General features: G+C 59.5%; 22 protein-coding genes, 1 tRNA gene and 1 pseudogene. 16 read left to right on the plus strand and 8 right to left on the minus strand.

Translation table 11 applies throughout. From position 1 onward, the window contains the following. Positions 1 to 16: 16 nt before the first annotated feature. The 4 genes from KZO34_RS13685 to KZO34_RS13700 form a co-directional block, all read right to left on the minus strand. Positions 17 to 91 (minus strand) — tRNA-Gln (locus KZO34_RS13685). Between the two features lie 19 nt (positions 92 to 110). Further along, complete coding sequence (gene ispE, locus KZO34_RS13690) at positions 111 to 998, minus strand: 4-(cytidine 5'-diphospho)-2-C-methyl-D-erythritol kinase (RefSeq protein ID WP_219477409.1); 888 nt, start codon at positions 996 to 998, stop codon at positions 111 to 113. Beyond that, positions 971 to 1,612, minus strand: a complete 642-nt coding sequence (lolB, locus tag KZO34_RS13695) for a lipoprotein insertase outer membrane protein LolB (RefSeq protein ID WP_219477410.1) — start codon at positions 1,610 to 1,612, stop codon at positions 971 to 973. Before lolB ends, ispE begins: the two co-directional genes overlap by 28 nt. Beyond that, positions 1,612 to 3,357 (minus strand): tetratricopeptide repeat protein, encoded by a 1,746-nt coding sequence (locus KZO34_RS13700; protein ID WP_219477411.1) that lies wholly within the window; start codon positions 3,355 to 3,357, stop codon positions 1,612 to 1,614. Before KZO34_RS13700 ends, lolB begins: the two co-directional genes overlap by 1 nt. Before the next feature lie 236 nt (positions 3,358 to 3,593). Between KZO34_RS13700 and hemA the strand changes: the two genes are divergently transcribed. Genes hemA through KZO34_RS13720 form a run of 4 tightly spaced genes read left to right on the plus strand, consistent with a single transcriptional unit; the run spans position 3,594 to position 7,587 of the window. Beyond that, positions 3,594 to 4,883 carry a glutamyl-tRNA reductase gene (hemA, locus tag KZO34_RS13705; protein WP_219477412.1) on the plus strand — a complete coding sequence of 430 codons (1,290 nt, stop codon included), beginning with the start codon at positions 3,594 to 3,596 and terminating at the stop codon, positions 4,881 to 4,883. Continuing rightward, positions 4,880 to 5,968, plus strand: a complete 1,089-nt coding sequence (gene prfA / locus KZO34_RS13710) for a peptide chain release factor 1 (protein ID WP_219477413.1) — start codon at positions 4,880 to 4,882, stop codon at positions 5,966 to 5,968. The genes hemA and prfA overlap by 4 nt, the downstream gene beginning before the upstream one ends. Continuing rightward, entirely contained in the window at positions 5,958 to 6,848 is an 891-nt protein-coding gene (gene prmC / locus KZO34_RS13715; RefSeq protein WP_219477414.1) for a peptide chain release factor N(5)-glutamine methyltransferase, read from the plus strand. Before prfA ends, prmC begins: the two co-directional genes overlap by 11 nt. After that, positions 6,838 to 7,587 (plus strand): HesA/MoeB/ThiF family protein, encoded by a 750-nt coding sequence (locus tag KZO34_RS13720; protein WP_219477415.1) that lies wholly within the window; start codon positions 6,838 to 6,840, stop codon positions 7,585 to 7,587. The genes prmC and KZO34_RS13720 overlap by 11 nt, the downstream gene beginning before the upstream one ends. Positions 7,588 to 7,633: 46 nt before the next feature. Here KZO34_RS13720 and phrB read toward each other — a convergent pair whose 3' ends face one another. Beyond that, on the minus strand, positions 7,634 to 9,034 hold the full coding sequence (phrB, locus tag KZO34_RS13725; RefSeq protein ID WP_219477416.1) for a deoxyribodipyrimidine photo-lyase: 1,401 nt from the start codon (positions 9,032 to 9,034) through the stop codon (positions 7,634 to 7,636). Positions 9,035 to 9,188: 154 nt separating this feature from the next. On the opposite strand from phrB, the gene KZO34_RS13730 reads away from it, so the two are divergent. The 11 genes and pseudogenes from KZO34_RS13730 (at position 9,189) to KZO34_RS13780 (ending at position 22,448) form a co-directional block, all read left to right on the plus strand. Then, a complete protein-coding gene (locus KZO34_RS13730) occupies positions 9,189 to 9,998 on the plus strand; it encodes a hypothetical protein (protein WP_219477417.1) in 810 nt (269 codons plus the stop codon). A gap of 25 nt (positions 9,999 to 10,023) precedes the next feature. Then, positions 10,024 to 10,911, plus strand: coding sequence for a mechanosensitive ion channel family protein (locus tag KZO34_RS13735; protein ID WP_219477418.1), 888 nt, complete (start codon positions 10,024 to 10,026; stop codon positions 10,909 to 10,911). Beyond that, positions 10,892 to 11,389, plus strand: coding sequence for an ATP-dependent zinc protease family protein (locus tag KZO34_RS13740; protein WP_219477419.1), 498 nt, complete (start codon positions 10,892 to 10,894; stop codon positions 11,387 to 11,389). Before KZO34_RS13735 ends, KZO34_RS13740 begins: the two co-directional genes overlap by 20 nt. Beyond that, on the plus strand, positions 11,386 to 12,294 hold the full coding sequence (gene rimK / locus KZO34_RS13745) for a 30S ribosomal protein S6--L-glutamate ligase (RefSeq protein WP_219477420.1): 909 nt from the start codon (positions 11,386 to 11,388) through the stop codon (positions 12,292 to 12,294). Before KZO34_RS13740 ends, rimK begins: the two co-directional genes overlap by 4 nt. Position 12,295: 1 nt before the next feature. Next, positions 12,296 to 13,363, plus strand: a complete 1,068-nt coding sequence (locus KZO34_RS13750) for a succinylglutamate desuccinylase/aspartoacylase family protein (RefSeq protein WP_219477421.1) — start codon at positions 12,296 to 12,298, stop codon at positions 13,361 to 13,363. A 14-nt stretch (positions 13,364 to 13,377) separates the two neighbouring features. Then, positions 13,378 to 13,802: pseudogene (locus KZO34_RS13755) on the plus strand (secondary thiamine-phosphate synthase enzyme YjbQ). 261 nt (positions 13,803 to 14,063) lie between these two features. After that, positions 14,064 to 15,041 (plus strand): TAXI family TRAP transporter solute-binding subunit, encoded by a 978-nt coding sequence (locus tag KZO34_RS13760; protein ID WP_219477422.1) that lies wholly within the window; start codon positions 14,064 to 14,066, stop codon positions 15,039 to 15,041. A 92-nt stretch (positions 15,042 to 15,133) separates the two neighbouring features. Then, positions 15,134 to 17,329 carry a TRAP transporter permease gene (locus KZO34_RS13765; RefSeq protein ID WP_219477423.1) on the plus strand — a complete coding sequence of 732 codons (2,196 nt, stop codon included), beginning with the start codon at positions 15,134 to 15,136 and terminating at the stop codon, positions 17,327 to 17,329. Between the two features lie 95 nt (positions 17,330 to 17,424). Next, positions 17,425 to 19,239: a sensor histidine kinase gene (locus KZO34_RS13770; RefSeq protein WP_219477424.1), complete on the plus strand. Its 1,815-nt coding sequence runs from the start codon at positions 17,425 to 17,427 to the stop codon at positions 19,237 to 19,239. After that, positions 19,236 to 20,588 carry a sigma-54-dependent transcriptional regulator gene (locus KZO34_RS13775; RefSeq protein WP_219477425.1) on the plus strand — a complete coding sequence of 451 codons (1,353 nt, stop codon included), beginning with the start codon at positions 19,236 to 19,238 and terminating at the stop codon, positions 20,586 to 20,588. The genes KZO34_RS13770 and KZO34_RS13775 overlap by 4 nt, the downstream gene beginning before the upstream one ends. Before the next feature lie 165 nt (positions 20,589 to 20,753). Then, positions 20,754 to 22,448, plus strand: a complete 1,695-nt coding sequence (locus KZO34_RS13780) for a methyl-accepting chemotaxis protein (protein ID WP_219477426.1) — start codon at positions 20,754 to 20,756, stop codon at positions 22,446 to 22,448. Positions 22,449 to 22,491: 43 nt separating this feature from the next. Here the strand turns inward: KZO34_RS13780 and KZO34_RS13785 are convergent, their stop codons facing one another. The 3 genes from KZO34_RS13785 to KZO34_RS13795 all read right to left on the minus strand — a co-directional run bounded on the left by KZO34_RS13785 (position 22,492) and on the right by KZO34_RS13795 (position 25,200). After that, positions 22,492 to 23,877, minus strand: coding sequence for a PhoH family protein (locus KZO34_RS13785; RefSeq protein ID WP_374706534.1), 1,386 nt, complete (start codon positions 23,875 to 23,877; stop codon positions 22,492 to 22,494). A 24-nt stretch (positions 23,878 to 23,901) separates the two neighbouring features. After that, on the minus strand, positions 23,902 to 24,393 hold the full coding sequence (locus tag KZO34_RS13790; RefSeq protein ID WP_219477427.1) for a CBS domain-containing protein: 492 nt from the start codon (positions 24,391 to 24,393) through the stop codon (positions 23,902 to 23,904). A gap of 69 nt (positions 24,394 to 24,462) precedes the next feature. Continuing rightward, positions 24,463 to 25,200, minus strand: coding sequence for an START domain-containing protein (locus tag KZO34_RS13795; RefSeq protein ID WP_219477428.1), 738 nt, complete (start codon positions 25,198 to 25,200; stop codon positions 24,463 to 24,465). Between the two features lie 137 nt (positions 25,201 to 25,337). Here KZO34_RS13795 and KZO34_RS13800 point away from each other — a divergent pair, with 137 nt between their 5' ends. Next, on the plus strand, positions 25,338 to 26,345 hold the full coding sequence (locus KZO34_RS13800) for a DUF2804 domain-containing protein (RefSeq protein WP_219477429.1): 1,008 nt from the start codon (positions 25,338 to 25,340) through the stop codon (positions 26,343 to 26,345). Positions 26,346 to 26,370 lie beyond the last annotated feature (25 nt).

The following is a 26,370-nucleotide window of genomic DNA, read 5'->3' on the forward strand; positions in this document are numbered from 1 at the left end:
AGAAGCGGGAGAAAGGTGGCTGGGGTGGCAGGATTCGAACCTGCGCATGACGGGATCAAAACCCGTTGCCTTACCACTTGGCGACACCCCAGTATCGTGCTTTTTTGGCATCATTCCAGCTCTGTTAGCTTTTTGTGTAGAGGTGAACTGTTCACCCCTTTAGCTACGAACCCCGTGACGCCGGAGGGTTTGCTTTCCCAGATAATCCGGGCTGCGGATTCTGTCGGGAAACGTCCAAATATGCAAGCCCCGGTTCCGGTTAATCTTGCAGGTCCGAATTGTGCAAGCCATTCCAGGCTTTGGTTAACCTCAGGATACAGTTTGCGAACTACATCCTCACAGTCGTTTCGGTACCTCGAGGCGTCTCCCTCAAAAGCGGGCGCTATTGTGATTCTCGGGGTGTCCCTTGTCAACCCTTCCTCGGAAAAAATCTTGCCAGTGTTGATGTTGCAGGCGGGCTTCAAAACCACGAACCAGTCTTCCGGTGGGCAGGCCGGCGTCAGCTGCTCGCCAACACCTTCGCCGAAGGCGGCATGGCCTCGAACGAAGACCGGAACGTCGGCACCGAGGGTGAGCCCAAGTTCGGCCAGTTCGTCAATGGACAGGTTCAGTTGCCAGAGATAATTGAGGCCCAGCAACGTGGTGGCGGCGTTTGAGCTGCCACCGCCAAGGCCGCCGCCCATGGGCAGGCGTTTGGTGATGCCGATGCTGACGCCGGGCAGCGGGTTGGTCGCCAATGCCGCCAATGTCTTTGCCGCCCGGACAATCAGATTGTCGTCGTCCGGTACTTCGTCGAGGGAGTTGGTCAGTCGAATGCCGGGCCGTTCGGGGGTGAGGGCAAAGGTGATGTCGTCGCCATAGTCCAGGAACTGAAACAGGGTTTGCAGTTCGTGGTAGCCGTCAGGACGGCGGCCGACGATGTGCAGGAACAGGTTCAGTTTGGCCGGAGCTGGCAGGGTAATCTCGGTGCTCACTGGTCCGCCTTGTGCCTGTTCCATTCACTGACCACCAGGCGAACGCGCTTGTCGTCCTTCAAGGCCGTGATTTTTGCCGGCAGAGTGGGGTGGTCGGGCAGGAACTGCTGCCAGCGGTCGTAGCGAATCTCCCAGCCCGCCTGACGAATCATGGCGAGCTGACTGCTTTCATCAAACAGCAATCGGAAATCGTCACCCGGGTCGGGCAGGCCCCGGATCCACCAGACCAGATGATTCAGGGGCAATTGCCAGCCGGTAGCCGCCTCCACCAGGGCCTCGGGCTCCCCGGAGCGGTAGGTGTCGCCACTGGGCAGGGTCAGCTCAATGAAGCCGGGCACACCTTTCAGGGTGGTGCTGCCCATGCCGAGGAAGGATGAGGACAGGGCCAGGTCGTAGGCCTCGCCGTTTTGGATCCAGTGGTTAATCAGGGCCGTGCCGCTGTCCGAGGGCTGGCGCACGGCCAGCTTGCCCATCAGGCGCCAGTGATTGAATTGGGTGAGTTGCTGGCTTCGTTCAGCCCAGTTCGCGGGTGGCTGATCGGTCATGCCCTCGGGCAATGGTTCCAGTTGGATCGTGGTACAGGCGCCAATCAGCGCCAGTAGCGGCAGGATCAGCCAGAGCCGGAGCGATCGGGCCATCAAAGGTCACCATTATCAGTCAGTCGCTCGATGGTCTCGCGCAGCACATCGTGATCGGCGTCCTGTTCCAGGCCTTCTTTCCAGACGATGCGCGCCTGTTCTTCGGCGCCGCTCATCCACAATGCCTCGCCGTAGTGGGCAGCAACTTCCGGGTCCGGGTAAGCGGACCAGGCTCGGGCCAGGTAATCCAGGGCCGGCTTGATCTGGCCCTCCTGGAACAATACCCAGCCCATGCTATCGAGAATCGCCGGGTTCTCAGGGTCCAGAGCCAGCGCGCGTTCAATATAGCTTCGGGCCTCCCCGAGCCGGTCAGTCCGGGTGGTCAGGATATAGCCCAGTGCGTTCAGGGCCACGGCATTGCCGGGATCTTCATTAATGATCTGTTTGAGATCATTCTCTGCGCGTCCAGGCTGATCCATGGTGTCGAGCAGCATGGCGCGGGCATAACGGATCTGGATGTTGTCGGGGTGTTCTTCCAGTGCCTTAGTCGCGGTTTCCAGTGCCGCCTCTTGCTGGTTCTGGTCGAGCAACAGGTTCACTTCCAGGAGCCAGAAGTTCTCGGCCTGTTCCGGGTTGGCATCCTTGAGGTTGCGGATGTTGGCGACTGCCTCATCCAGTCTGTCGTCGGCCGCGAGCAGGGCGCTTGTCCGTGCCAGGGCCGGGAAGTAGTAGTTACCCTGCTTCACGCCCATGTAGTAGCCAATGGCCAGCTGGGTGTTCCCGTCCTGATCTTCAATGCGGCCCAGGTAGTAGTTGGCCTCATTGGTGTGGTGACCCTGCTCGATAAGTTCGGTCAGCTCCTGCCTTGCCAGGTTGGTCTGACCGTTCTCCAGTGCCACCAGAGCATGAGACAGTTTGAGGCCGGGGTTGTTGGGGTACTGCTGGGCCAGGCGGTTGAATTCATCCTGGGCGGCCTGCAACTCGCCTTCGCCGATCAGCATTCGACCATAGAGGGTGCCCATCTGGCGATTGGCCGGGAAGCGGCGGGTATTGATCATCAGGTAGTCGAGCGCCTGCTGCTTCGCATTCGCCTGATAGAGCAGGTCGCCCTTGAGGATGATTGCTGGCTGGAAGCTTGGGCTGTCTTCGAGCAGCGGGTCGAGCCGATCGAGCGCTTGCCCCGGATCGCCGGTCACTTTCAGGAGCAGGGCGATGCTGTACTCGAGCTCGGGAGAATCCGGATGTCGGTCTGCCAGTTCCTTATAGAGGACGAGCAGTTCCTCCTGCTGTTCCGGGGGCAGATTGCCAGCCATGGCGGCCAGGCTGTCAAAGTCTGCGTCGCCACCCTGGTCCATGATTTTTTCCATGTAGCCGAGCGCAACGTCCAGTTCGTTTCGTTTCACGGCCTGAATGGCTGATACCCGAAGTGCCTGCAGGTTGTCAGGATCGACTTCGAGCCAGAGATCGGCGAGTTGCTTCTGGGCGTTATCCCCGTTCAGCGATTGGGCAATGCGCATGGCGCGCTCGATGACGCCGGCGTCCCGGGATTTCTGGGCCGCCTTCAGATAATTGACTAGGGTGACGTCGAAGCGGCCTCGCTGGGCGGCAATCTCCCCGGATAAAAGGAGGTAGAGGACGTCCGGTTCGAAGTCAGCGTACTCGATGCTGTCTTCTCTGGAAGTTTCAGCCTTCGTGGGCGCGGGCTCCTGAGTATCGGTTTCTTCCTTGGGGCCCGTGAGACCGGCACAGCCTGCCAGAGAGAGGCCAATCAGGCAGCTAACCAAAAACGGTGCGGATTTGTGCATGCAACTTCCCGTGAATCTGTCGACAACGCATCAGAAATAAGCGCCAATCAGCGGCTTTATTTGAGCTGGATCGGCTCTCGGCCTCGGCCGGTTCCCTATAATGGCATAAGCGTCTGATCTTGCCCAACCTGTCCGCACTTGCCGAAGCGCTGTGGCATTTGGGTGGCAGCGGAGGACGCTGACCGTTAAAATGGCGACAATTAACCCCTGTTTGCATAAGGTTGTTCACCCACGAGATGGCACTGGTAACGCTCGGAATCAATCATCGCACCGCTCCGGTGGAGTTGCGTGAGCGCGTCGCGTTCACGCCCGAGCGCATGGCCGAAGCGTTTGCCGAGTTGCGGGCCGCTTCGGGTGCCTCTGAAGCAGCCATTCTCTCCACCTGCAACCGCACCGAGCTCTATCTGGCCGGAGATGACGATTGCGCGCCTTCGGTTTTACGCTGGCTGGCCGGTTTTCACGATCTGGACGCTGCCGAGCTTGAGCACTCTCTGTACGTGCATCGCGATGCCGACGCGGTCCGGCATGTGATGCGGGTTGCCGCGGGGCTGGATTCGATGGTTCTGGGAGAGCCGCAAATTCTCGGGCAGTTAAAGGACGCCTATGCCCTCGCCAGGGAAAACGAGGCCAGCGGCTCGTTTCTGTCCCGGCTGTTCGAGCAGACCTTTTCCGTGGCCAAACGCGTGCGCACCCAGACCGCCATCGGTGAAAACCCGGTGTCGGTGGCCTACGCCGCTGTCAGCATGGCTCACCATATCTTTGCGGACATGGGCCGCAACAAGGCGTTGCTGATCGGAGCCGGGAAGACCATCGAGCTGGTAGCGCGGCACCTGGCCGACGCCGGGGTGAAGGATTTCCTCGTTGCCAACCGTACACTGGAGCGGGCGCAGGGACTGGCGGAGTCATACGGCGGCAAGGGTATTCTGTTGTCGGAAATCCCCGACCACCTGACCGACGTCGACATTATTATTTCCTCGACCGCCAGTCCTTTGCCAATTTTGGGTAAGGGCGCTGTCGAACGTGCGCTGAAGAAGCGCAAGCACAGGCCGTATTTCATGGTGGATATTGCTGTACCCCGGGATATCGAACCGGAAGTGGCCTCCCTGGCCGATGTCTATCTCTATACCGTGGACGACCTGCGCCAGGTCATCGAGGAGAATATCCGGTCTCGCGAGGGGGCGGCCCGCGAGGCTGAAAATCTGGTGGCAGCGGGCGTGCAGGACTTCCTGAACCAGCTCCGTGCGTTGGACGCCGTATCTACCCTGAAGCAGTTCCGTCAGCGAGCCGAGATCCTGCGCGATACGGAAACCGAAAAAGCCCTGCGCACGCTTCGTAACGGCGGCGATCCGGAAACGGTACTGCGCAGCCTGGCTCGAGGCCTGACCAACAAACTTCTGCATGAACCATCGGTTCAGGTTCGCAAGGCGACCACCGAAGGGCGTCCCGAGGTGACCGAATGGCTGCGTGAGTTGCACCAGCTGGATGTTCTGGAAGCAGACGAGCCGACCACCCCGGAAAAACTATGAAACCATCGATTCAATCCCGCCTCGAACAGCTTGTTGATCGTTTCGAGGAGGTCAGCGCATTGCTCAGCGATGCCTCCGTAATTGCCAATCAGAACCAGTTTCGCGACCTGTCCCGCGAGTTTGCAGAGATCGAACCGATCGTGCATTGCTTCGAGGCCTGGCGCCAGTCGCTGGCAGATATTGAAGAGGCCAGGGAGCTGTCGAAAGACAGCGACGCGGACATGCGCGAGATGGCGGCCGATGAGCTGGAGGCCGCAGAGCAAAAGAGCGAGGAGCTGGACGAGGAATTGCAGCGTCTGATGCTGCCCAAGGATCCCAATGACGGCAAGAACGTTTTCCTGGAAGTGCGTGCGGGAACCGGTGGCGATGAAGCCGCCATTTTTGCCGGCGATCTGTTCCGGATGTACAGCCGCTATGCGGAACGTCGCCGCTGGCAGGTGGAAGTGCTCAGTGAAAGCGAGGGTGAGCACGGAGGCTACAAGGAAATCATCGCCCGGGTAGTGGGCGACGGTGTCTACGGGGCGCTGAAATTCGAATCCGGTGCCCATCGGGTCCAGAGGGTCCCGGAAACCGAATCCCAGGGCCGGATCCACACTTCGGCCTGCACGGTAGCGGTCATGCCGGAAGCGGATGAGGCCGAGGCGGTGGAAATCAACAAGGGTGATCTTCGGGTCGATACCTTCCGGGCCTCCGGTGCGGGTGGTCAGCACGTTAACAAGACCGACTCCGCCATCCGGATCACGCACCTGCCCACCGGCATTGTGGTGGAGTGTCAGGAAGAGCGTTCCCAGCACAAGAACCGCGCCAAGGCCATGAGCTTTCTGGCGTCCCGGTTGCAGAACGCCGAGGTGGAGCGCCAGCAAAAATCCGTGGCCGAGACCCGCAAGAGTCTGGTTGGCAGCGGCGACCGCTCCGAGCGCATCCGTACCTATAACTTTCCCCAGGGGCGGGTTACCGATCACCGAATCAACCTGACCCTTTACAAGCTTGATGAGGTCGTGTCCGGCGATCTGGACGCGGTCATTGTGCCATTGCAGCAGGAGCATCAAGCCGAGCTGCTGGCCTCACTCGCCGATGACCAGTAAACCCTCACTGACCTGTGAGAGCCTGTTGCAGCAAGCGGCGGAGCGTATTGCCAGTGACTCTCCGAGACTGGATGCGGAATTGCTGTTGAGCCATGTGACCGGGCTTGGCCGAACCAGCTTCCGGGCCTGGCCGGAGCGGGAGGTTTCCCCCACCGATGCCGCCCGATTCGACGAGCTGGTATCCGAGCGGGGGAGTGGCAAGCCGGTTGCCTATCTGCTCGGGCATCAGGAATTCTGGTCTCTTCCTTTACATGTCAGCCCCTCGACATTGATTCCCCGGCCGGACACCGAGTGCCTGGTGGAAACTGCGCTGTCCTTGTCGCTGCCGACCGACGCCCGGGTTCTGGATTTGGGCACGGGCACGGGAGCCATTGCCCTGGCCCTGGCCAGTGAGCATGCCGGCTGGCAGGTGAGTGCATGTGACTGTGTGGCTGAGGCCGTCAAACTGGCAAGGCGTAATGCCGTCGACCTGAAGCTGCTGGTCCAGGTGGTGCAAAGTTCCTGGTTTTCCGGCTTGAATGCCGGAAAGTTCGATCTGATCGTGTCTAACCCTCCCTACATCGCCAGTGCCGACCATCACCTCGGGCTGGGCGATGTCCGGTTCGAACCTACGTCTGCGCTGGTGTCCGGGGCTGATGGCCTGGATGATCTGCGGCTGATTGTCGAGCAGGCTCCGGATTGGCTGGAGCCGGGCGGCTGGCTGCTGGTAGAGCATGGCTTCGATCAGGCCGGGGCGGTCCGTTCACTGTTTGAGACCAGAGGATTTGTGGCGGTAGAGAGCCGGAGAGACTACGGTAATCGCGACCGGATGACGCTGGGACAGTGGACCGGTTCCCCCGAATTCAGGCGCAAGACCACAGGAGATCAACATGCTCAGTGATGACGAACTGTTACGCTACAGCCGGCAGATACTGATGCCGAAGTTCGATGTCGCGGGCCAGGAAAGGCTCAAGGGGGCCCGTGTACTGGTTATCGGGGCCGGCGGTCTGGGTTGCCCTGTGGCGCTGTATCTCGGCGCAGCGGGAGTGGGGCAGCTCACGCTGGTGGATGACGACGACATTGAGCTGGCCAACCTGCAGCGCCAGATCGGCTTTGAGCAGGGTCAGCTGGGCCAATCCAAGGCCGAAGCACTGGCCGAGCGAGTACGGCGAATCAATCCGCTGGTTTCGGTAACTGCTCTGAACCAGCGCCTCGAGGGTGACGCGCTGACGCGACGCGTTAATGAAGCCAGCCTGGTGGTGGATTGCAGCGACAACTTCAACACCCGCTTTACTCTCAATCGTGCCTGTGTGGCGGCCAGGGTGCCGCTGGTATCCGGTGCCGCCATCCGCGGTGAGGGCCAACTGTCGGTTTACGATTCAAGGGTGAAAGGCAGTCCCTGTTACCACTGCCTCTACCCTGAACAAGGCAACGAGGATCTGACCTGCTCGGAAGCCGGGGTAATTGCGCCCCTCGTGGGTATGATCGGCGCCGCACAGGCGATGGAGGCGATCAAAGTGATCTCCGGTGTTGGTAAGCCACTGATCGGTCGGCTTCTGATTCTTGATGCCTGGGACATGCAGTGGCGCGAAATGAAACTGGCGCGGGATCCGGAGTGCCCTGTCTGCAAACCCTCGTAATCGGATGGCAGTGGCCTTCCAGTCCGCTGCCGCACCAAACCTGAATTCAGTCTTTGAGCGCCTGAAACTGGGCTATCGCGTCCTTCCGACTTTCCTTCAGATCGACAATCGGTCTTGGATACCCTCCGGGAATCACGCCGCCTTTGCCGGGATCGTGAATGCGTTTGCCGTCAAGCTTTGCCAGCTCAGGCACCCACTGGCGGATAAACTCTCCCTTTGGATCGAACCGCTCACTCTGGGTCACTGGATTGAAGACTCTGAAATACGGTGCGGCGTCGGTGCCCGTTGAGGCGCTCCATTGCCAGCCGCCGTTGTTCGAAGCGAGGAAACCGTCCACCAGTTTCGACATGAAATAGGCTTCGCCCAGACGCCAGTCGATGAACAGGTTCTTGGTCAGGAACATGGCGGTAACCATGCGCAGGCGGTTGTGCATCCAGCCGGTTTCGTTCAGTTGACGCATGGCGGCATCAACGATGGGAATGCCGGTATGCCCTGCCTTCCAGGCTTCAAACTTTTCTCCCGGTTCATTCCATACCAGCGCTTCGGTTTCCGGCTTGAACGCCCGGTGCATGCTGACCCGAGGATAGTGGTACAGAATGTTGACGTAGAAATCCCGCCAGGCAATTTCGTTTACCCAGGTCATCAGGCCTTCCTGGTTGCCGCCCATGCCCTGGGCCTGGCGCGCTGCCAGCAGGCATTGGCGGCCGGAAAGAACCCCGTTGGCCAGATAGGGCGACAGCCGGCTGGTGCCGTCTATGGCGGGGAAGTCGCGTGCGTCTTTGTACGCGCCGGCATGTTCGCCCAGGAAAGCCTCCAGTTGTCTGTGGGCCGCGTCTTCACCCGTTTCCACCAGGGCCGTTGGTGCGTGCCGGAACGGCTCCGGGAGGTCGTCCATCCGGTCCGGGGTGATGGGGTCACCCTGGGCTGGCGGAATCGGGAATGCGACTGGCTGGGTTTCTTCGACCCAGCTGCGCCAGCGTCGTGAAAAGGGGGTGAAAACGGAATAGGGCTCCTGCTGCTGGGTGAGGATTTCGCCCACCGGCGCGACGGTCTGATCCCGGTACTTGCTGACCCCGATATCCAGCTTGTCCAGTCGGTGTTTCAGTGCCTTGTCCCGGCGTCGCTCGTTGACGCCATACTCTTCGTTAAAGTGCACCCGGGAAATGTCGTGGTCGCGGCAGAACTGCTCAACCCTGTCGACGCTGTCATCGAATCGGCTGGCCATGATGAAGGTGAGCGGAATACCCAGCTTCGCCAGTTCCTCCGAAAGCGCGTTCGCGTGGGCGATGACGAAATGCACCCGGGCGGGCGACCAGTCGTGCTCCAGCCATTGCTCCGGGGAGACGACAAAACAGGCGTGTACCGCCGACGTTTCCTTGCAGGCGGCGGTTAGGGCAGGGTTGTCAGCTATCCGGAGGTCATTCCGGAACCAGACCAGATGTTTCATGGAAATTCCTGTGTCACGTTGTGCTTCCGGGCATAGGGGTAAATACATGCCGGTGTTTCAATAAAATCACAGACTTGGATATTCGCTGAGGTGCCATGATTGGATTATAGTAAGTTGAAATTGCCCCCGGACTGCAAGGAGATACGTGGCGCAGATGGATTCCGAAACCGACGGCCGGCGCGATGGCGTTTGGGCTAAACCCTATAACCTGGCTTCCGGGCAGACCCAGTCTCACCAGTTGGGGCAGGTGCGCCTCTGGGTGACCTTGCTGGATAAGGAGTGGCAGGTGCGTTCCCAGACCATGGAACCGGATACCGATCCCGTCACCTGGACAGAGACCATCAGCCACACTCTGCCGTCATCCGACGTGCCGCTCCAGCGCTTTATTCGCTCCGGTGAAGCCGAAACGGTCACCTTTATTCCCGCCGTTGCCGCCCTGCCCACCGTGATTCGCCCCTATCAGTCGCTCACCATTCCCGCGGGCGGTCGCTGCGTGATCTATGTCGGCACCGTGGTCTGGATGAAGGTCTGCGTGGGGGACCAGCAGACGGTGCTGACCGAGATTCCTCTCGGTGCGCCGTCACTGACCTGGGTCGGACGGAACACCATGGAAGGCGAGTTGTGCTACTCCTCCTCCAGCTACGCCCGCCTGGTTCTCGAAGCCGTGCCCAAGCGGCCCTGGCGTGCAGTGACGCCGGTGACCATCGTCAACCGACGGGAGGAGCCTTTGCTGCTGGAACGGTTCAGCTTGCCGACGCCGTTGCTATCACTGCACCTGAATGAGCGGGGACAGTTATGGACGCCGGGTGTGACGGTGGAGTGTGAAACCGAAATGAACTCGGCCAGCCTGCACGTGGAGCAGACGCTGCTGGCGGCGGCCGGCGAGTGTCAGCCTGTCGGGCCGGCCCGTGAAAACATGACCCGGGGCCGGCTGGTCCGTGCCTTTGATCGGATGTTTGGTTAACCGCCCAGTTTAGGGAGTCGAAGTTTTGCTGGAGCAAATACAAGCCGGCGTCGTGTCGGTCTTCAACGGTGTTGCCTGGGGAAAGTGGGTCAGTTCGATCTTTCTGCTGGTTCTGGGGGTGGTGCTGGCCTCGCTGGCAGCGCGCAGCGTCTCCCGCTTCATGGAGCAGAGAAGCACGCGGCACCACACTGTTATGGTTCGCCGCCTGGTGTTTTATCTCATTGCGCTACTGTTTGCCATTGCCGCCCTCCGGGAGGCGGGGTTCTCGCTTGATGTGGTGCTTGGAGCAGCGGGTATTCTGACCATAGCCATTGGCTTTGCATCCCAGACCTCCGCGTCCAACATGATCAGCGGCTTGTTCCTGCTGGTGGAGAAGCCCTTCGAAATTGGCGATGTGATCGAAGTTGATGCGACCGTCGGTGAAGTGGTCGGCATTGATATGCTGAGCGTAAAGTTGCGAACGCCAGATAACCTTTATGTGCGGATTCCCAATGAGACCCTGATCAAAACACGGGTGGTGAATCGCTCCCGTTTTCCCATTCGTAGGCTCGACCTCACGGTGGGTATTGCCTACGCTGAAGATGTGGAACGAGTTGAAGCTCTTCTGTTGAGGCTGGCCGAAAAGAACCCTGTTTGCCTGGAAGAGCCCAAGCCATTTGTGCTGGTAACCGCGTTCGGACCATCGTCTGTGGATCTTCAGTTCTCTTTCTGGGTGCCCAAGGACAAAGTCCTGGATGGGCGCAGCAGTATCATGGTCGCGATCAAGAAGGCTCTGGATCGGGAAGGCGTCGAGATACCTTTCCCGCACACCAGTGTCTACGCGGGTAGCCATTCCGAACCCTTCCGCGTGCAGCTGCTGGGACCGGAGACACATGCTAACAAGGAAACCCTGGATGTCGACGAAGACCGTTGAAGTGATCAAACCCATCCCCCCCAAAGCCAACGATAACAAGGTCGGACTGGGCTGGCGGGAGTGGGTGGCGTTGCCGGATCTGGATATCAGCCGCATCAAGGCCAAGGTGGACACCGGTGCCCGCACCTCCTGTCTGCATACCTTCCGCACAGAGCCCTACACTGAGAACGGCGAGCGCCGCGTCCGGTTCTGGGTCCATCCGGTGCAGAACGACATGCACAACATGGTGGAGTGCGATGCCAAAGTGCTGGACGAGCGCAATGTGTCGGATTCCGGGGGGCATAAGGAGATACGCCTCGTGATCGAGACCACCCTCGTGGTGGGTGACCAGAGCTGGCCGATTGAAATGACACTGACCAACCGGGACTCGATGCGGTTTCGGATGTTACTGGGGCGCACCGCGATGTCTGGTCGCTCGGTGGTATACCCCGAAGCTTCTTATCTTGCCGGTGAACCGGCCCTAAGGACTGAAAAATGAGAATTGCGGTCTTATCCCGTAACAAGAACCTGTATTCCACTCGCCGCCTGGTAGAGGAGGGCATCAATCGTGGCCATGAGGTCAGAGTCATTGACTGCCTACACTGCTCCATGAACATCACCTCTGCTCAACCCAAGATCCATTACCACGAAGAGGTACTGGAAGCGTATGACGTGGTCATTCCTCGTATCGGCGCTTCGGTTACCTTCTACGGGACAGCGGTGTTGCGCCAGTTCGAAATGATGGGCGTATTCCCACTGAACGAATCCGTGGCTATAACCCGTTCCCGGGACAAGCTGCGTTCGCTGCAACTGCTGGCCCGCAAGGGTGTGGGAATGCCGGTGACCGGGTTTGCCAACAAGCCGGATAACGTCCCCGAACTGCTGAAAATGGTGGGTGGGGCGCCGGTGGTGATCAAATTGTTGCAGGGCACCCAGGGCATTGGTGTGGTGCTGGCGGAAACCCGCAAGGCCGCCGAGAGCGTGATCGAGGCGTTCATGGGTCTGAAAGCCGACATTCTGGTGCAGGAATTCATCAAGGAAGCGGGCGGTGCGGACATTCGCTGTTTCGTTATTGGTGACAAGGTGATTGCGGCGATGAAACGTCAGGGTGCGGAAGGTGAGTTTCGGTCGAACCTGCATCGTGGCGGCAGTGCTTCGCTTGTGCGGATTACCCCGGAGGAGCGCCGCACGGCGATTGCCGCCGCCAAGGCGATGGGGTTGAACGTGGCCGGGGTTGACCTATTGCGCTCGAGCCGGGGGCCGCTGGTGATGGAAGTGAACTCCTCGCCGGGGCTGGAAGGCATTGAAAACGCCACCGGCAAGAACATTGCCGGCATGATCATCAACTGGACCGAGAAGAACCAGAAGCCCTGGAAAACCCGCACCAAAGGCGGGGGCGGCTGATATGGCCGCAAGGGCTCCTTTTGTCATTGCCGATCACGAAATTCCAGCAGGCACCCGTCAGACGGTCGAAGTGCCGGTTGCCAAGCTGTATACCCACACGCCGCTGCATATTCCGGTGGAGGTGGTGCATGGTCGACGCGCAGGCCCGGTGTTGATGGTCTGTGGAGCCATTCATGGGGACGAGATCAATGGAGTGGAAATCGTCCGCCGTGTGCTCAAGAACTCCGCGCTGCGTCACCTGCGCGGCACGCTGGTGGCGGTGCCGATTGTAAACATCTTCGGCTTCGTGCAACGCACCCGCTATCTACCGGACCGTCGGGACTTGAATCGTTGTTTCCCGGGTACCGAGAGTGGATCGCTGGGCGGTCGCATCGCTTACCTGTTGCGCACCCAGATCATGGAAAACGTGTCCCATATCATCGACCTGCACACGGGGGCAATCCACCGATTCAATCTTCCGCAGATAAGGGCAGAGCTGAAGAACCCGGAAACGATCCGTATGGCTGAGGCGTTTGGGGCGCCCATCATTATCAATGCCAGTCTGCGGGAGGGCAGCCTGCGTGCTTATGCAGATTCCCAGGATATTCCGGTCATCACCTTCGAGGGTGGTGAGGCCCTGCGCTTTGACGACGTGGTGATTTCCAGTGGCGTGAAAGGGGTGGTCCGGGTCATGCGCGAGCTGGAAATGATACCCGCGAAGAAAGGGCCAAAGGCTCCGAAAAAGCGGTCGGAAACCGCCGCCAATTCACAATGGGTGCGTACTGACATCGATGGCATCATGCGCCCGGTGGCAAGGCTGGGCCAGAAGGTTCGTAAGGGGCAGAGGCTGGCCATGGTGGCGGATCCCTTCGGGGAATCGGAAAGCGCGGTGCTTTCCCCCTGTTCGGGCATTGTCATCTGTGTGAACAATCTGCCGTTGGTGAACGAGGGCGAAGCCATTTACCACGTTGCCCGTTTTGACGAGTTGAACGAGGCCGAAAAGGCCATGCAGTATTTCCGCAGCAGTTACGAGTCAGACGTGGGCGATGAAGTGGTGCCAGTTCATCCGTGGGATGAAAACCAGAAATAAGGGGAGGGCAGGCCATGATCTGGGAACAAACGTTTGTCGATCTCCCGCCGCTGCCCCGCGGCTTCCATCTGGTGACTCGCGACGTTCTGGCGCAGGCGCCCGACCTGACCGACTGCGAGGTTGGCCTGCTGCACCTGTTCATCCAGCACACGTCGGCCTCGTTGGCGATCAACGAGAACGCCGATCCGGACGTTCGCGGTGATCTGGAACGACATTTCAATGTGATGGTGCCGGAGAATGTGCCCTGCACTATGCGCATATCATGGAAGGGCCGGACGATATGCCGGCTCACATCAAGAACATCCTGATTGGCCCGTCCCTGACCCTGCCGATTAACCACGGTCGGCTGGCGCTCGGTACCTGGCAGGGCATCTACCTCTGTGAACACCGGGATCACGCCAGTGGTCGCCGGCTGGTGGCCACTCTGCAGGGGCGTTGATCAGCCCCGGTCCCAACCCTTCCTTTCCCGCAAGCCCTGTTCGCCGACCAAGCTGAGTGTGAAGTTCCACCCATTACCCGAAAAGGATGGGTGAGAATGCACCCATTTTTTAGTGGGAAAGGTCAGTGCTTTTCAGAAGGGCGCTGTTTTAAAAGAACTTTTTCAATGTGGTCTGCTCCTTGCTGCTAGAGAATCACCGGAGTTTCTGATGGCTCCGTCTAGTAGCACCCAACAAACAAAATGAAACGGGGAGCACTCTCTATGAAAACCCAAGCTGTAATGGCGGCGGCGTTCGCCTCTACTCTCGTTGTTGCAAACCCTGCAGTTGCCCAGGACCGTTCTGAATGGCCGGACAATTTCACCGTTGGCACCGCAAGCCAGGGGGGAACCTACTTCGCCTATGGCTCAGGGTGGGCCAACTTCGTCGCGGAAAACCTGAATGTCTCGGGCGGTGCCGAAATCACGGGCGGACCGATGCAGAACATGGCTCTGGTCCACACGGGTGATCTGAAGTTCGGCCTGACCACGATGGGACCGGCCCGCGAATCCATGGAAGGCAACAGTCCACTCGCCCCGGGAATGAACATGGACAATGTCTGCGCCATGTTCCCGATGTACGAAACGCCGTTCTCGGTGACCGCGCTGTCCAGTTCCGGCATTACCTCCATCGAGGATATTCCTGATGGCGCCACCATCGGTTTCGGCCCGGCGGGTTCGACCTCCGACACCTACTTCCCACGCATGATGGAAACCCTGGGCGTGGACTTTGAGCGTCGCAACGGCAGCTGGTCCGACCTGGGTGGTCAGCTGCAGGATGGCCTGATCGACGTGGTGGCGTTTGCGGCGGGTATTCCGATTCCGGCGGTCAGCCAGCTGGAGGTGCAGACCGACGTGAACATCATCAGCATGAACGATGCCCAAGCGAAGAAGGTCATTGATAACTTCCCCGTCGCCGAGTTCGTTATCCCGGCCAGTACCTATCAGTCCCTGAACGAGCCTTCTCGTGTGGTGTCGATGTGGAACTTCGCCATGGTGAACTGCGACATGCCGGAAAGCTTTGTGTACGAAATCACCAAGCTGACCATGGAGAACAACGACAAGATGGTCTCCATCCACAAGGCTGCGCAGAACTCCGTTCCCGAAAACTACAGCAAAAACAACGTGCTGCCTTGGCATCCAGGTGCAGCCCGCTGGTTCAACGAGAACGGTTACCCGATCGAAGACAGCATGATCAAGTAGTAACCATCGCGTTGAGGAGGGTCGCCCCTGCGGCCCTCCTCGGTGCAGTCGGTCATTGGCCGACTCCGGTTTTTCTGTAAGCAGGGTTTATCATGACCACAGAACAATATCCCAAAGACGGCTCCACCCAATCGTCCGACGGCGTCTTGCCCGATGACGATCACATGCTTGCCCACGATGTGGACGAGGAACCCGTTGAAGCTAACCGCAGGGTCTTTGAGGGCGGGCTCCTGAAATTCGTGACGCTGCTGGCCATCGCCTATTCAGCGTTCCACCTTTACACCCTGAACATCGCGCCGCTTGAGACCTGGTCGTTCCGTATCGTGCATATTGCCGGTGCCCTGGTGCTCGGTTTTATCCTGTATGCCGGTGCCCGCTTTGTGTCTGCCGAGGAAGGCCCGGCCCGTCACCGCTGGACCACCTGGATTGGCGCGATTGCCCTGTTGCCAGCGCTCTATGCGCTGTACCAGACGTTCTCCTTCTACCAGATGGTGCAGAGCGGCACCATGCGGATTCCTGCCGAACTGGAAACCTGGCAGTTCGGCTGGCCACTGCTGGCGGCGACCGCTACCGGCATCATCATGAGCTGGTTCCACCAGCGCCAGCGAGCCCGGTTCAGCGTGCCCGACCTGGTGCTGATGGTCTGTTCCGTGGCGGTGGCGGCCTATTTCCTGGTGGTTTATAACACCACCATGCGGATGTCCACGGGGACATCGTTTGCTCCGATTGGCATTTCCTTTGCCGCCATTGCCGGTACCGCACTGATCATGGAGCTGACCCGCCGCGTTGCCGGTATGGCGCTGGTGGTGATCGGGCTGGTCTTCCTGGCCTACGTGTTTGCCGGACCCTACCTGCCGGGCTTTCTTGGCTATCCGGGGCTTTCGATCCAGCGCTTCTTCAGCCAGGTCTATACCGACGCGGGTATTCTTGGTCCGACCACGGCGGTGTCGTCCACCTACATCATCCTGTTCATCATCTTCGCGGCCTTCCTGCAGGCCTCCAAGGTGGGCGATTACTTCGTGAATTTCGCATTTGCGGCAGCCGGCCGGTCCCGGGGTGGACCCGCCAAAGTGGCGATCTTCGCGTCCGGTCTGATGGGCATGATCAACGGCACCAGTGCCGGCAACGTCGTGTCCACCGGTTCGCTGACCATCCCGCTGATGAAGAAGGTGGGCTACAGCAAGAAATCCGCGGGTGCCGTCGAGGCGGCCGCATCGACCGGTGGCCAGATCATGCCCCCGATCATGGGTGCGGGCGCCTTCATCATGGCCGAGATCACCGGCATCCCCTACACCGAAATCGCCATTGCCGCGATTATTCCGGCGATCCTGTACTTCGCCTCGGTGTATTTCATGGTGGATTTCGAAGCCAAGAAGCTGGGCATGCGGGGCATGCGAGACGACGAGCTGCCGAATCTGAAACGGCTGGCGAAACAGGCTTACCTGTTTGTTCCAATCGTGATCCTGATTGTGGCGCTGTTCCAGGGTTACTCCGTGATTCGGGCGGGCACCCTGGCTACCGTGTCTGCGGCGGTGGTGAGCTGGATTTCACCGCACAAGATGGGCATCGGAGCCATTCTGAAGGCTCTGGAAATCGCCTCTTACATGGCCATTCAGATCATCGTGGTGTGTGCGGCCGCCGGGGTGATTGTCGGGGTGATTTCCCTGACGGGTGTCGGTGCACGTTTCTCGGTTCTGCTGCTGGATGTCGCCGCCGCCAGTAATTTGCTGGCGCTGGTGTTCGCCATGTTCATTTCCATCCTTCTGGGTATGGGCATGCCGACAACCGCCGCCTATGCAGTGGCCGCATCCGTGGTTGCGCCGGGCCTGGTCCAGTTGGGCATTGAGCCACTGACGGCCCATTTCTTCGTGTTCTACTTCGCCGTTGTGTCTGCCATCACGCCGCCGGTAGCCCTGGCTTCCTACGCGGCCGCGGGTATTTCCGGTGCCAATGCCATGGAGACGTCGGTGGCCTCTTTCCGCATCGGCATCGCGGCCTTCATTGTTCCCTTCATGTTCTTCTACAACGGGGCGCTGCTGATGGAGGCCGAGTGGCTGGAGATCGCGCGGGCACTGGTGACCGCCACCTTCGGAGTGTACATCCTGTCTGGCGGGGTCCTCGGCTGGTTTGCCCGGGTTTCCGCGCCCTGGGCCACCCGTATCCTGCTGATCGTTGCCGCCCTGATGATGATTGAGGGCGGAGGCTGGACCGACCTTGGCGGCATTGGGTTGGCGGTACTTGCCTTCTTCATGCAGCGCCAGCGGGCCCTGGGAATGGCGACAGCCTGACCCGAAGCCCGATCGGGCAGGGCAATCGCAACCGCTGCGGTTGTCCCGCCCGATTCCGGGCGCTACTCTAGCGGCTTTTGCAGGAACCGGTTTTCATGCCCTACCGGATTGGCGTTTTCGCATTGTTGGTTATCACCCTGGTCGTATCCTGGACGTTGGGCGGCTGGGTTGGCTATCGTCAGGTTGAACAGGAAAGCCTCGAAGAATCCTTTCGCTATCGACAGCTCGTGGCCAACGAGCTGAACCGTTACCTGCCCATTCCCGAACTGATGGCCGAGCACCCCTTGCTTGGCGAGGCTCTGGAAAACCCGGACGACAGTGCGGTCATCCTCCAGGCCAATGAAGAAATGCAACGGATGGCGACCATTGTCGGCAGCTCCGACGTTTATCTGATGGATATCACCGGCCTGACGATTGCCGCCAACAATTACCAGCAGGAAGACAGTTTCGTGGGCAGCAACTACGCCTTCCGCCCTTACTTTTCCGAGGCGGTGGCGACGGGTGATTCTGCGATCTATTTTGCGCTCGGTATGATGTCGGGTGTGCGCGGCCTGTATTTTTCCCACCCGATCCGGGATGAAAAAGGGACGATGCTGGGTGTGATCGCGGTCAAGGTGCTGGTTCATGAACTGGAATCCCAGTGGCACCGGCCCGCTTCCCTGAGTGAAGCGGAAATGGTCGTACTGGATCCATCGGGGGTGAGTTTCCTGGCCAGCAAACCAAGCTGGCTGTATCGGGATTTCGAGCATGAAACCACTGGGGGGACCAATCAGGAAACCCGACAACGCTACCCTGACCGGGACCTCGCACCGATTCAGGTTGAGCGGCTCGGCCGACCCTGGGGGCTTTCCGAACAGTCGGAAAAGATCCGGATTGAGGGGGAAGTCAGGGGCGGTGATTACCTCAGCGTTCGCACCGCATTGCCTCGTCTGGACTGGACCCTTCAGGTCATGGTCAGCACACGGCCGGTGGTCTGGACCCGGCTGGGGTTCGTGCTGGGCGGTCTTGCCATCTTCTTCGGCGGGTTTCTTACCTGGCTCTATCTGCGGGAACGTTACCGTCGGGAAGCCGAGCTGGCGCTCAGGGGGGAGCAGCTGGAACGGCGTGTAGCGGAGCGAACCGCTGACCTGGAACGCTCCAATGAACAGCTGCTTGAGGAGATTCGTGAGCGGGAGCGGACTCAGACCGAGCTGAGGGAAACCCAGCAGGAGCTGATTCAGGCGGCCAAGCTGGCGGTCCTGGGGCAGATGTCGGCGGGCCTGAACCATGAGATGAACCAGCCGCTCACGGCAATCCAGACCTACGCCCGAAATAGCCGCAAGTTCCTGGAGAAGGGCGCGGCCGAGATGGTGGATGCCAACCTGCAGGAAATCGTGACTCTGTGCGACAAGATGGCGGAGCTGACCCGGCAGTTCAAAGTGTTCGCCCGCAAATCGGAGGGGCCACCGTCGATGGTGGATATGCGCTTGCCGGTGGATGCAGCGTTGAAGATCATCACTGCCCAGAAAAACAGCACGGGTATTGATCTGGACTGGCAGCGCCCGGAAGAGGCGATAATGTGTCACGGTGACCTGATTCGTATCGAGCAGGTGATGGTGAATCTGATGGCTAACGCGGTACAGGCCGTCGAGGGGCGGGACGAGCCCCGCGTCAGCATTGAAATAAAGGAACACGAGGACAGCTGGCAGTGCATTGTCCGGGATAATGGCTCCGGGTTGCCGGGCAATACCGAGCAGATCTTTGAGCCCTTCTTCACCACCAAATCCGTGAAACAGGGACTGGGCCTGGGGCTGTCCATATCCCGGCAGATTGTCGATGCCCTCGGCGGTCGACTGACGGGCCATAATCGGACCGACGGACCGGGCGCGGAATTCGTATTAAGCCTGAAAAAACGGGAGGCCATGGAATGACAGACCCTTCGGTAATCTTTGTCGACGATGATCCGCACATTCGTCAGGCCGTCAGTCAGACGTTCGCGCTGGAGGAGTTGCCCGTTGCCTGTTTCGAGGACGCGGCATCGGCACTGGAGCTGATATCGCCGGAGTATGAGGGCGTGGTGCTGTGCGATTACAACATGCCGGGAATGGACGGCCTTGAAATGATGGACCAGGTCCGGGGCGTGGATGAGGCGATCCCGGTTATCATCCTCACCGGGCAGGGTGATATCAGCACCGCCGTATCCGCGATGCAGCAGGGCGCTTACGATTTCATCGAGAAGCCCTTTGATCACGAGGAGCTGATCGAGCTGTTGCGCCATGCCCTTGAGAAGCGGCATCTGGCACTCGAAAACCGTCGCCTGAAGGCGCAGTTGCGCCATCTGGCGCGGCCCGGTCCCCGGATACTGGGGGACTCGCCGACCATGCAGAAGGTGATGGCAACGGTTGACCCGGTTCTGGATATCTCAGCCAACATTCTGCTCCACGGCGAGACCGGGGCGGGTAAGGATGCCCTGGCTCGTTACATTCATGAGAACAGCCGCCGAAGTGCCCACAACTTCGTCGCCATCAATTGCGGCGCGGTTCCGGAAAACCTGATTGAAAGCGAGCTCTTCGGTCATGAGGCGGGGGCCTTCACCGGCGCCGACAAACGCAGGATCGGAAAGATCGAACACGCTCACCAGGGCACGCTGTTCCTGGATGAACTGGAGAGCATGCCGATGCAGTTGCAGGTCAAGCTGCTCCGGGTGCTTGAGGAACAAAAGGTCGAGCGGCTGGGCAGTAATCAGGTGCTGGATGTGGATGTTCGCATCATCGCCGCCACCAAGGCGGACCTGAAAGCACTCAGCGACCAGGGGGAGTTTCGCTCGGATCTGTATTACCGGCTGAACGTGGTCAGGGTGGATATACCGCCGTTGCGCGAGCGAAAGGAGGATATTCCCCTGCTGTTCCATCACTTCGTGCTGATTGCCGCCGCGCGTTATGACCGAGAGAGCATTCCTCTGGACGCCAGTCAGGCAGCGCGGCTGATGCAGCACTCGTGGCCCGGTAACGTCAGGGAGTTGCGAAATCTGGCCGAACGGTATGTATTGCTGGGGCCGGCCGCCCTGGATGGTAATGCCGCCGATGGCCCCGCCAATGTTGCGGGTCGGCAAACCCTGACCGAAATGATGGACGGTTTCGAGCGGTCCGCCATCGTCAGTGCCCTGAACGCCTGCCACGGCAGTATCAAAGACACCATGGTCCAGCTGGGCATTGCCCGCAAGACCCTCTACGACAAGATGAAGAAGCATGGCCTGGACAAGGCCCAGTTCAAGGACTGAGCCTTGTCCTCTTTCGCTGCGGCGGCCTTCTCCGGTTACTGATTGTTTCTGAAATACGCAGTACTCTCAATGACGTCGGGAATAGCGCTTCGGTAACCTTACCTTCCTGTAAGGCCGGAGCCTCCGGCTACACTCCTCCCGTACCGACCAGAAGACGTTTCCATCATGAAAAACCTGACTATCCAGACGCGGGTGCTGTTGCTGGCCCTTGTGCCTGTCATTGTGCTGACGGCTTTTTTGACCACCTACAACCTGAACCAGGCGGGGGAAATTGGCGACGAAGCGGTTGCCGGTTTTTCGTCTGACATGGAGGCTAGCAAGCGCCAGGAGCTGAAAAACTACCTGGAACTGGCGCGCACCTCGATTGCCCACCTGTACAACCAGCCCGGCTCGGCGGACGATCCCGAGGTGCGTGAGCAGGCCTGGGACATACTGCGCCAACTGCGTTTCGATGATTCCGGTAGTGCCGGTTATTTCTTTGCCTACGACACTGACGGTGTCAACGTCATGCATGGCGTCAAACCGGCACTGGAAGGCAAGAATCTCTGGGGCTTTCAGGATCCCAATGGCACCTACCTGATTCGTGAACTCGTTAAGGCCGCCCGCGCTGGCGGTGGTTATGTCTCTTATGGCTGGCAGAACGGCGAGACCGGGCGGGTGGCCCCGAAACTCGGGTACGCCGAGATGTTGCCGAAGTGGGGCATCATGATTGGGACGGGCTTCTGGGTGGACGGCCTGGAACAGCAGGTCGCGGCCATGGATGAAAAAGTCGGGGACTCTCTGGCCGATGCGGTGATCGGGTCGGTCACCACGTCTCTGGTGGCCCTGGCGATCATCGTGTTCCTTGCCCTGATAGTGGTTCGCAGCATTATTCGCCCCTTGAAGTCTGCGGTTTCGGCCATGGATGACATCGCCAGCGGTGACGGTGATCTGACCCGTCGACTGGAGGTTGACGGTAAAGATGAGCTGAGTCAGTTGGCGACGGCGTTTAACAGTTTCGCCGATCAGGTACATGGCCTGGTCGAGCGGGTACTTTCATCCACCCGAACTCTGAATGATGCGTCGGCTGAACTCAGCGAGGTAATGGCCGAGGCTGAAGAGGGCGTGGAACGTCAGAAATCAGAGAGCGACCAGGTCGCCACCGCCATGAACGAGATGACTGCCGCCGCGCAGGAGGTGGCCAACAACGCCAGCGAAGCGTCAGAGGCGGCGGACCATGCCAATGGCCAGGTGTGCGACGCCCAGGGGTTGGTTTATCAGACGATCGACGTGATCGGGGGCCTGTCCGAGCAGGTCGAAGAGGGGGTTAAGGTCATTGAGAAGCTGGGCTCGGATTCTCGCAAGATCGACAACGTTCTTGAGGTCATCCGCGAGATTGCGGATCAGACCAACCTGCTGGCTTTGAATGCCGCCATTGAGGCGGCCCGTGCCGGTGAAGCGGGCCGTGGATTTGCGGTGGTCGCAGATGAGGTGCGTACGTTGGCGAGCAGAACCCAGCAAAGCACCCAGGAAATCCAGGAGACCATTGAGCGCTTGCAGACTGGAGCCAGTCAGGCGGTAACTCTTATCGGTTCGATCAGTGATCGAAGTGAGGCGACTGTAGCAGAGACCCGGCAGGTGGATGATGCCCTCCAGCGGATTAACCAGGCGGTTGGAACGATCAATGAGATGAACACCCAGATTGCCAGTGCCGCGGAAGAGCAGACCAGTGTCTCCGAGACGATCAATCAGAATGTTCATGAGATTGTTGCAATTACCGAGCAGACAGCCCAGGGAACGCGCCGGGCAGGGACCGCCACACAGCGGCTGAAGGCGCTGGCCTCAGAGATGTCCGACCAGGTGAGTCGGTATCGCGTATGACGGACTGATAAAAAACCGGGGCGTTAACCCCGGTTTTTTTTGGTTAGAGGTTGGCTTCGGCGAACTCGGCCAGGACGGAGCGGGGTACACCCTGAAGGTGGATGTGCGCGCCGTGGCGGAAACTCTTGAAGCGTTCGGTCATGTAGGTGAGGCCTGAGCTCAGGGCGCTCAGATAGGGAGTGTCGATCTGCGCCAGGTTGCCCAGACAGATCACCTTGGAGCCGTTGCCGGCACGGGTGATGATGGTCTTGATCTGGTGCGGTGTCAGGTTCTGGGACTCATCGATGATGATCAGGCTGTGCTGGAAGCTGCGACCCCGGATGTAGTTCATGGATTTGAAGTGCAGCGGGACCTTGCTGAGGATGTAGTCCACGCTGGCGGTCATGTTCTCGTCGTCCTCGTGCAGAGCCTCGAGGTTATCGACGATGGCGCCCAGCCAGGGTTCCATCTTCTCGGCTTCGGTGCCAGGCAGGAAGCCGATGTCCTCGTCCAGCCCCTGGGTGGAGCGAGTGGCAATAATGCGCTTGTAAAGCTTGGAGGCGACCGTCATCTCGATGCAGGCGGCCAGGGCGAGGATGGTTTTACCCGAGCCCGCGGAGCCGGTCAGATTCACGAGGTGGACGTCCGGATCCAGCAACAGGTTCAGGGCCAGGGCCTGATACACATCCCTCGGCACCAGTCCCCATACCTCTTCGTTCATCAGGTCGTGCTGATGCAGGTCCCGGATCACTATCTGGGTGTCTGAAAGATCCGAAACCTTGCCAACGAACCCCTGTTGATCAATGACAAACTCGTTGATGTTGAGCCTGGCCAGTTCCCCTTCGCGTTTGAGAATATGCTCGGTAATCCCTTCCCGCTGGATGGTTTCGACCTTTTCTATGGTGTCCCAGAAAGAGTTGGGGAATTCCCGGTAGCCCTTGGGCAGCAGATCGATGTCATCAAGGAGCTGGTCGTTGTGGTAGTCCTGGGCTTCGACACCAAAGCCACGGGCCTTGAGGCGCATGTTGATGTCTTTGCTCACCAGGATGATGTCCCGGGCCTTGTGCTTGTTCTGAAGTGCCGCCAGGGTGTTGATGATTTTGTTGTCGTTCAGGTGCTCCGGCAGGGAGTGGGATTCCACATGCTCGGTGCTCATCAGGATGAGCAGTTTGCCCAGGGGATCCGCTTTCTTGCCCCGCACGATGGGCACGCCTTTCTCGATCTCTTTCGGGCTGGAATCGCCAAGCAACTTGTCGATGTTCCGGATGGCCTGCCGGCAGTCCGCAGCCACCGCCTGCTTGCCGGATTTCAGGCTATCGAGTTCTTCGAGGACGGTCATCGGAATGATGACATCGTGTTCTTCAAAGTTGAGGAGGGCGTTGGGGTCGTGAATCAGGACGTTGGTGTCGAGGACGTACATCTTTTTGCGAGCTTGCGGTGCTCTGGGCATAGGTAGCGCTACCTCTCTGGTGGCTCAGTCGTTACGGGTACAGCGTTGCGTGAGTTCCGTGTCCGAGATCAGCTTCAGCATATCGTAAGTCGTTATGATGCCGGTAATTTTTGAATCCCGGGTGACAAAGATCCGGTGCAGGTGCTCGCGCATCATGATATCCGCAATGTCGCGCACGGGCGTCTGCTCGTCAACCGATAAAACGCTGGGGGTCATAATATCCCGGACTTCAACCGGGACCTTGCCCATTTCCTCGAAAATGACCATCCGGAGGCGACGGGCTTCTTCTTCTTCCTCGGGGGTGAGTCGGGCATCGTTATCGGAACGGTTGGCGTTCCACCGGAATTCGGTGATGTCCTTGAGGGTGGCGATACCGACAATGTCCCCGTTCTCGTCGGTAACCGGGCTGCCGGTGATTTCATTGTCGGTGAGGAAGCGGGCCAGACGGTCCATGGTCCAGGATTGGGGAACTGCCTTGATACTCGGGGTCATGATCTCGTAAGCGAGAACGGTCATCGAATAGCGCCTGCCTCTGAAGAGTTCTTTTGCTCAAGCTTAGCCTGTCAGTGGGTGTGCGTCATCCCTTCAGTTGCCAGATTGGCGCACATCCACAAGTTGGCCGGTTTCATCATAGACGAGTTCAAAGTCCTGGTAACGGTCCTTGGTGGCAACCTGCTCCAGCGCCTGTAACGAGCGGACCGGAATGTCCACCAGCAGAGAATTGACCAGCCAGCCGGGCAACGCGCCGTTTGGATCGGTGTGCTGCAACCAGATCATGCGGGTCTTGTCGCCTTCCGGGATGAAACGGTAAAGCGTGTCCGAGCGATCTACCCGGACTCGCGTGTCGAATTCGGCGCGCTGGTTCGGGGTGGCGTTCAGATCCATGATGATCTCGCCGGAGGCCTGGTTACCGTGGGTCCGGATGTGCAGCACGTAGTCGCGGTCGGTAACGGGCCAGGGCATATCGTTGACCGAGTAGGCGTAGCGGTCGTGAAAGTCGCCTTTGCCGAAGGCATAGGATTCGGTGCAGTTGTAGACCCATTCAATGCAGGACTGGGGGTTTATCATCACGGCCATCAGATTCTCGATAGGCGCGTCCAGAACAGCTTCGGCCTTGAATGCCTTGAAGCTGGAATCGTCCCGATCGATCGTGTAGACGCGAATGTTGTCGGCTTCCTTGCGCAGGCTCCAGCCCTCCGCATCCTCGGTAGGCAGTTCCGCCCGGGCATGGGCTGCTGCGAGGGCGGTAACCAGCAGGGCGCAGAGGCCTCCGCTGATGACTGAAGCCAGGCCCGTAAATCGATGGGCTCCGGTCTTTCTCATAGGGTAAACTTCCTTGACGATGGTGGCCCGAGTCTAGCATGAGGCGGTAACGGATAAGGCCACGGAAACAAGGGATTGTGAACCAGGTAACTACCTGGGCCGCTGCTCCCGTCAAATGGCCCGAAGTGACGATAACCATGAGCACACGAAAGCTGATTGATGAATACGGGAAAATCACCCCCGGCTTGCTCGATGGCCCGGTGGATGAGATTAATTACCTCGATTATGACCTGCGTACGGTTATGGACCGGCCGCGCTCCCGCCTTGCCCGCCAGTGGCGGTTCAACCAGTTCCAGTTTGTAAGCGCCATGAGCCCCGGGTGGGTCTTTGGCATGGCTCTGGTAGACCTCAAACTGGTGGCGAACGGTTTCTTTTACCTCTTCGACTTTGAAACCGGCACCCTGTATGAACAGTCGTTTCTGCAGCCCTTTGGCCGTGGCGCCCGGATTGAACCACAGCCCGAGCGCGGCATGGCAACGTTTATCAAGGGCGAGGCCGCGCTTCGGATCGTCGCGTCCGCCGGGGGGCGCAATATTACGGTGACGGCCCCCGGAGGCATCCGGGTCGATCTGGAACTCAAAGAGGACAATGATCCGCTTCGATTGGTCTGCCCCGCCGGCTACAACGGCTGGGTGTTTACCCGGAAATCGGCCGGTTTGCCGGTCGAGGGAGAAGTGCGCTGGGACCATCGGATCTGGCGCTGCGACGCCGATACCCGAGCATCAATCGATTGGAGTTGTGGCTTTATGCGTCGGGAGACCGCCTGGAACTGGGCCTGCCTGGCGGGAAAGCTGGCGGACGGGCGCTCTCTCGGGCTGAACCTGGCGGCCGGGGTCAACGAAACCGGGATGACCGAAAACGCCCTGTGGTTGGACGGTCGGTGCATGAAACTTGGTGCTGCCCGGTTCGAGTTCGACCGCTTTCGGCCGGGTGCTGACTGGCGGGTAACGACGGACGACGGCCGGGTGGAGTTGCAGTTCATACCGGCCGGCGTGCGCAAGGAGAAGCTGAATGCCCTGGTGCTGGCGTCCAATTTCCGCCAGTTCATTGGCACCTTTACTGGCCATGTGGTCGATGAGGCGGGAACAAAAATCCCCGTAGACGGCCTACGGGGATTGATGGAAGATCATTTCGCCCGCTGGTAGCCCCGCTGAACGTGGCTACCAGCGG

The sequence above is a fragment of the Marinobacter sp. F4206 genome, from assembly GCF_019392195.1.
Classification (GTDB): Bacteria; Pseudomonadota; Gammaproteobacteria; order Pseudomonadales; family Oleiphilaceae; genus Marinobacter.